At 71.3% G+C, this 6331-nt stretch carries 6 protein-coding genes and 3 pseudogenes; 6 read left to right on the top strand and 3 right to left on the bottom strand.

Features of this window, described 5'->3' with window-relative positions:
- Window positions 1-160: 160 nt before the first annotated feature.
- The 3 genes and pseudogenes from FF86_RS18095 (at window position 161) to FF86_RS18085 (ending at window position 2387) form a co-directional block, all read left to right on the top strand.
- Window positions 161-1174, top strand: a complete 1014-nt coding sequence (locus FF86_RS18095; protein WP_044886039.1) for a LysR family transcriptional regulator — start codon at window positions 161-163, stop codon at window positions 1172-1174.
- Window positions 1175-1375: 201 nt separating this feature from the next.
- Window positions 1376-1578: pseudogene (locus tag FF86_RS18090) on the top strand (cold-shock protein); the annotation flags it as partial.
- A gap of 104 nt (window positions 1579-1682) precedes the next feature.
- Complete coding sequence (locus FF86_RS18085) at window positions 1683-2387, top strand: class I SAM-dependent methyltransferase (protein ID WP_044886038.1); 705 nt, start codon at window positions 1683-1685, stop codon at window positions 2385-2387.
- A 69-nt stretch (window positions 2388-2456) separates the two neighbouring features.
- Here the strand turns inward: FF86_RS18085 and FF86_RS18080 are convergent.
- Both FF86_RS18080 and FF86_RS51475 read right to left on the bottom strand, forming a co-directional pair.
- Window positions 2457-2789 (bottom strand): annotated as a pseudogene (locus FF86_RS18080) (response regulator); the annotation flags it as partial.
- Window position 2790: 1 nt separating this feature from the next.
- Window positions 2791-2886: pseudogene (locus FF86_RS51475) on the bottom strand (response regulator); the annotation flags it as partial.
- A gap of 428 nt (window positions 2887-3314) precedes the next feature.
- On the opposite strand from FF86_RS51475, the gene FF86_RS51470 reads away from it, so the two are divergent.
- Window positions 3315-4121, top strand: coding sequence for a group III truncated hemoglobin (locus FF86_RS51470; RefSeq protein WP_242418993.1), 807 nt, complete (start codon window positions 3315-3317; stop codon window positions 4119-4121).
- On the opposite strand, the gene FF86_RS18070 is transcribed toward FF86_RS51470, so the two are convergent.
- Entirely contained in the window at window positions 4078-4488 is a 411-nt protein-coding gene (locus FF86_RS18070; RefSeq protein WP_044886096.1) for a helix-turn-helix domain-containing protein, read from the bottom strand. The two genes, FF86_RS51470 and FF86_RS18070, sit on opposite strands and share 44 nt — an antisense overlap.
- A gap of 107 nt (window positions 4489-4595) precedes the next feature.
- On the opposite strand from FF86_RS18070, the gene FF86_RS18065 reads away from it, so the two are divergent.
- Together FF86_RS18065 and FF86_RS18060 are read left to right on the top strand one after the other, a co-directional pair.
- Entirely contained in the window at window positions 4596-5453 is an 858-nt protein-coding gene (locus tag FF86_RS18065) for an SDR family oxidoreductase (RefSeq protein WP_044886036.1), read from the top strand.
- Between the two features lie 438 nt (window positions 5454-5891).
- Window positions 5892-6209 (top strand): ferredoxin family protein (locus FF86_RS18060; RefSeq protein WP_242418992.1); only part of this gene is annotated, 318 nt, incomplete at its 5' end.
- Window positions 6210-6331: the final 122 nt, after the last annotated feature.

Below are 6331 nucleotides of genomic sequence, written 5' to 3'. Positions count from 1 at the left end.
CTGAGGGCGCGACGGGTACTGAGGGCGCGACGGGTACGGCCGATGCGACGGGGGCGGACGGCGTCACGGCGGCGCTGGAGGTCATGCGTCGATCGTCGGTGTGCCCCCAAGTTCAGGTCCAACGATTATCGGTGTATCGGGCATAAGCAAGACTGATGCCGTGGATCCTCAACAGCTCCGCACGTTCGTCGGCGTCGCCACGGCGGGGTCGTTCTCGGCCGCCGCCCGCGAGCTGGGCTACACGCAGTCCGCCGTCTCGCAGCAGATCGCGGCGCTGGAGGCCGACCTCGGCGTCGCGCTGCTGCACCGCCGGCCCGTCGGCGTCACGGAGGCCGGCGCCCGCCTGCTGGAGCATGCCGGCCCCCTGCTGCTGCGCCTGGCCGCCGCGCGCACCGACGTCATGCGCACCGCCGGCGCGCCAAGCGAACGGCTGACGGTCGCCACCCATGCGCTGGCCGCCGACCGGCTCGCACCGGTCCTCGCCGACGTCCTGGCCAGCCGGCCCCGGCTGGACGTCCGCATTGTCGTCGCCGGCACCGCGACGGTGGCGAACGGCGTGGCCCGGGGCGAGTTCGATCTCGGCCTCGCCGTCGGGCTGGCCACCTCCGGCGACCCGTTGCGGCTACCCGATGTGGGGCCCGTTCGGGCGGTCGGGATCGCCGCGGATCCGGCCGCCGTGGTCCTCCCCCGCAGGCACCCGTTCGCCCGGCGCACCGGGCTGCGGTTGGCCGACCTCGTCGACGCCCGGTGGATCGACGCACCCGAGGTGGCGAACGCGGTGGCCGATCTTCGGGTCGTGACCGGGGAGCTGCGGTTCCGGGCACACCTGCGCTATGACGGCGCGGACGTCGCGGGCCTGCTGGCGCTGGTCGCCGCCGGCCACGGCCTCGGGATGCTTCCCCACCGCCTGCTCTCCCCCGGCCGCCTGCTCTCCCCCGGCCGGCTGCCCGGTCCGGCCGGCGGCGACGTCCCCGACACGCACGTCCCCGACACGGACGCCCCCGACACGGACGACTGCGACACGCACGGCGGTGACGACGGCTCGGGTACCGTCCGGGCGGACCCGATCGGCGTGCCGCTGCTCGGGCCCGCCCCGGAGTTCCGCACTGAGCAGCTCTGGACCGGGCAACCCGGACCTGCGGTTCTGGCGCTGTCCCGGGCGCTCGACGGGTGACGGCCGGGCTCGGACCGCAGCAAGTCCGGCGCTGGTCCAGCGCGCCGAGCCGAGCGGGGGGTAGGCTGGAGGTGTTGCTTGTTTCTCGGTGCGTGACCTACGCGGGAGAACGGCACGACCGGACCACGGAACCGATCGGGGTCTGGTGCGAGGCCGGTACGCGAAGGACGCCTACCGGGAGCGCGGCAAGGAGAAAGTATCGTGGCGCAGGGTACCGTCAAGTGGTTCAACGCGGAGAAGGGCTTCGGATTCATCTCCGTCGACGGTGGCGGCCCGGACGTGTTCGTCCACTACTCCTCGATCGTGGCGGACGGCTACAAGTCCCTGGATGAGGGCCAGAGCGTCCAGTTCGAGATCGTGCAGGGCCAGAAGGGACCGCAGGCGGACAACGTGACTCCCGCCTANGGTCGCACCACCCCCAGCTTTGCGTTCGGCGCGTGGCTCCACCCCAGGAGCCACGCGCCGAAACTGCGTTGTGGGCCGGGTCTCATCCGGTGATACTTCGCCGATGTCCTCCTTCTCGCAGTTCGACCTGCGCGGATACCCGACCGTGGACGTCCGGACCGGCTACGAACAGTGGTCAGCCAGCTATGAGCGGACGGTCGAGGACTTCATGGACCTCGCGCTGCTGGACCGACTTCGCCAGCCGGCGTGGGCACAGGCCGCGCGGGCGGCGGACCTGGGCTGCGGCACCGGCCGCACCGGCGCCTGGCTGCGCGCCCGCGGGGTCGCGGCCGTCGACGGCGTGGACCTGACGCCGGGAATGCTGGCGCTCGCCGCGCAGCGAGGCGCGCACGACCGGCTGATCGAGGCGGACGCGACCGCGACCGGCCTGCCCTCGGCCAGCTACGACCTCATCGTGGCCTGCCTGATGGATGAGCACCTGCCCGGGCTTGTCCCGCTCTACGCCGAGGCGGCCCGACTGGCCCGGCCCGGCGGCCTGTTCGTCCTCGTCGCCTTCCACCCGCACTTCATCATGACCTCCGGCATGCCGACCCACTACGCCGATGGCAGCGGCGCGCAGCGGGCGATCATCACCCATGTCCACCTGGTCAGCGACCAGATCGAGGCGGGTCTGGGCACGGGCTGGGCGCTGGCGGAGATGCGGGAGAACGTCGTCGACGACTCCTGGCTCGCCGCCAAGCCCAAGTGGGGACGTTTCCGCGGGCACCCGTTCGCCCTCGCCCTGGTGTGGCACCGGGACCCGGAGTAGTGCCGGGACCTGGAGTAGTGCCGGGACCTGGGGTGGCGCCGGGGCTCAGCGCTCAGCGGCNAGGCAGGNGGACGACCGTGATGAAGAAGTCGTCGATGAAGCGCACGTCGTCGACGAACCGATCGAAGTCGACCGACTTCGTGACGTAAGCGTTGGCGTACAGGTTGTAGCTGCGCAGGATGTCCTCGGCCGCGTCCGACGTCGTGAGCACCACGACGGGGATGCGGCGCAGTTCCGCATCGGCCTTGATCTCCGCCAGCACCTCGATGCCGTTGCGGCGGGGCAGGTTGAGGTCGAGCAGGACCAGGTCCGCGGTGGGGACGTCGGTGAACGGCGCCTCGCGCCGCAGGAAGGCCATAGCCTCGATGCCGTCGTTCACGACGTGCAACCGGCCGTTGATCCNATCGTCGGCGAACGCCTCGCGGGTCATGAGGACGTCCCCCGGGTCGTCCTCGACCAGCAGCACGTCGAACGAGTTGACGGGCAGACTCGTCGTCATCTTGCACCTCAGGATGTGTGGCCGACCCGCGACGCGGTCAGCCGGCGGTGAAGGCGGGGGCGTACGGCGGTCCCGAGGGATCGGNCTGCCGTCGGGCGGGCGGGTCACGGGCAGGAGCGACAGCCGCGGTCGATGCGCGCACCGCGGGATGGGGCGTCGGTCGGCAACCTCGTCGAGAGCAACCGAAGGAGAGCCGTCGACCGGAAGCCCGAACACGGGCTCCGAATTGCGGGTTGTCTGACGGTACGCCCATTGAGATGACCTGTCGCCCACCATGTCAGCGACAACCCCGTCGCTGTGCGCCCATCGAAGGCGGTCGCCACCGGCGATGTGATGAATATCATGACCGACCACCCCGGTCGGGGCATGGCTCCGGCACTCCCGGTGGAGGGTAGCGGCTCTGCCGCCCGACGAGACGTAGCCTCGGTATGCGGGCACGACTCGTTCCCGAGCGGCCCCGACCAGAACCCGCAGACGAAGCCGACGCCCGGCCCGGCGCGGAACCCCGCCGAGCACCAGTTGGTCCCGCGGACGGCTCGCAGCCCCTGGAGGTCAGCACGGACGCCACGGCCGGCTCCGCGCTGGGCGACCCCGCCGGAGCCGACCAGCAGAACGGCACCAACCAGCAGAACACCACCAGCCGGGCGGACACCGCCAGTCGGGCGGACATCGGCGGGCGGGCGGACATCGGCGGGCGGGCGGACATCGGCGGGCGGGCGGACATCGGCGGGCGGGCGGACATCGGCGGGCGGGCGGACATCGGCGGGCGGGCGGACATCGGCGGGCGGGCGGACATCGCGGTGCTGGTGACGGAGTTCTACCGGCGGGCGTTCGCCGATCCGCAGCTCGGCCCCGTCTTCGTCGATGTCGCGCGGCTCGACCTGCCCGCGCACCTGCCGGTGATCTGCGACTTCTGGCAGGCGGTGATCTTCCGGGCCGGCACCTACCGGCGCAACGCCTTCGGGGTGCACGCCGAGCTGCACGCCCGTGTCCCGCTCACGCCGGAGCTGTTCGCCCGCTGGCTGGAGCTGTGGACGGCCACCGTCGACGATCTGCACAGCGGTCCCCACGCGGACCGCGCCAAGCTCCAGGCCAGCCGGATCGCCGATTCGATGGGCCGCCGCCTCGCCGACGTCCCGACTGCGTCCGGGACGGCCGCCCCCGCCGGCTCCCCCGCCGTCACGGCCTCCGTCACGGCCTCCGGTCGTCGTCGTAGGCCGTCCGAGCCCGGCTGATCTCGACCGCCGACGCCTCGAACAGGTCCGCGAGGGCGCGCAACTGCCCCGCGACCCGGCCGCCCAGTGGGGTCAGCGAGTACTCGACCCGCGCCGGGATCGTGCTGACCACCTCGCGGATCACCAGTCCGTCGCGCTCCAGGACCTGCAGCGTCCTGGAGAGCATCTTCTCGCTGACGCCCTCGACGCGGCGACGCAGCGCATTGAACCGGTAGCTACCCTCGCCCAGCGCGAGCATGGCGAGCATCCCCCATTTGGACCCCACGTCCTCCAGCGCCGCCCGCGAGCTGCATCCCCGGGCGAAGACGTCGCTGATGAGCTCGTCGCTGGGCCCGATCTCCCCGGGACACGGCTCGCCCACCGCCATATCACGCTCGGAAGACATGGTCACAAGCCTACGATCCGCCTGAGGACTAGCGCTGTCTGATAGTTAGTACTTACCAAAGGAAACCGCAACCGACAGGGAGAACAGCCATGACCACCATCGCCGTCACCGGCGCGACGGGACACCTCGGCCGGCTCGTCGTCGAGGAGCTCCTCGAGTCCGGGATCGAGCCGTCCACGATCGTCGCGGTCGTACGGACGCCCGCCCGCGCCGCCGATCTCGCCGAACGGGGTGTACAGGTCCGGGCGGGCGACTACTCGGACCCGGCGAGCCTGCCTGCCGCCCTGGCGGGGGTCGACACCCTGCTGCTCGTCTCGGGCAGCGAGCTCGGTCAGCGCGTCGCCCAGCACACCGCCGTGATCGAGGCGGCGAAGGCGGCCGGCGTCGGGTGGATCGTCTACACCAGCGCGCCGCGGGCCGACGTCACCGATCTGTCCCTGGCCGCCGAGCACAAGGCCACCGAGGAGGTGCTCGCGGCCGCGGGCGTGCCGTTCACGGTGCTGCGCATCAACTGGTACCACGAGAACTACACCGCCCAGCTCGGCCAGTACCTGGGCCAGGGATTCATCCTGGGTGCCGCGGGCGACGGCCGGATCAGGGGCGCCTCCCGGGCCGACTTCGCCGCGGGCATCGCGAAGGTCCTGACGAGCTCGGGGCACGAGAACGCGATCTACGAGTTCGGCGGCACGCCGTTCACCCTCGCCGAGCTGGCCGCGACGGTCACCGAGGTCACCGGCATCACCGTCACCTACCGCGACGTCACGGTGGAGGAGCTCGCCGCCACGCTGGGCCAGGTCGGGCTCGACGAGGCGACGGCGGCCCTGTTCGCCGGCATCGACGGGTCGATCCGCGGCGGTGCGCTCGACGTCGACGCGGATGACCTGCAGCGGCTGCTGGGCCGGCCGACCACCAGCCTGGCCGACTCCGTGCGCGCCGCCAAGGTCTGACTCCGCCGCGACCCGCCGGCGCTGCCGGGGGTCCGACTGCTTGTCCAGAGGGATGAATCGGGCGCGGAACCCTCTGGATAGGCAGGGAGCCCGGCCAGGCGGCCAGGCGGCCAGGCGGCCAGGCGGCCAGGAAAAACCTATCCTTAAGTTTTTCCCGGGTCCTGGGATCTTCCTATCGACGACCGCCGAGTACGAGTCGACTTGTTTACTCTCCCTTTACAGCCGTCCTCGCCAATCGGCCCGGCCTCCTGTTACGCTTTCCTGGAAGCCGCAAGTAAGGCCGAACCGTAGAATCGGGCCGGTTCCGGTGGTACGGATTCCGTGGTCGACGACGGAGCCCACCATCGATCCGCGGGTCACCGCAGGCCTGGCCCGCCTTCAACACTCGACCCGTCCCGGCGACCGGCAAAGAAGGCACTCATGACGTTTGTCGTCACNTCCGCCTGCATTGATGTGAAGGATACCGCCTGCCTGGGCGAATGTCCTGTCGACTGCATCTACGAGGGCGCGCGGAAGCTGTACATCAATCCGAACGAGTGCATCGACTGCGGAGCGTGCGAGTCGGCCTGTCCGGTCGATGCGATCATGAGTGTCAGGCTGGTACCGCAGGCGGAAGCCGAGTTCGTGGTGGACGAGGCCCGCTTCTTCACCACCATCCTGCCTGGGCGGGATGCACCCGTCGGCGATCCGGGCGGCGCGGGAAGGATCGGCCCGATCAGGGTCGACACCCCCTTCGTCGCGGGGTACGGACGCTGACGGCACAAGCCGCCGGCGAAGGCTGACGCGGCCACGGCGTCAGCGGGACCGCCGGCCACGGCCGGTGCTCAGGACCACCCCCGTCCGGGCACCGGCCTTTCAACGTCACATCATGCCGCCGG

The sequence above is a fragment of the Frankia sp. CpI1-P genome (genome assembly GCF_001421075.1).
Taxonomy (GTDB): Bacteria; Actinomycetota; Actinomycetes; order Frankiales; family Frankiaceae; genus Frankia; species Frankia torreyi.
Note: the sequence above shows the minus strand (reverse complement) of the source record. Positions and strands in the feature narration are given on the sequence as shown.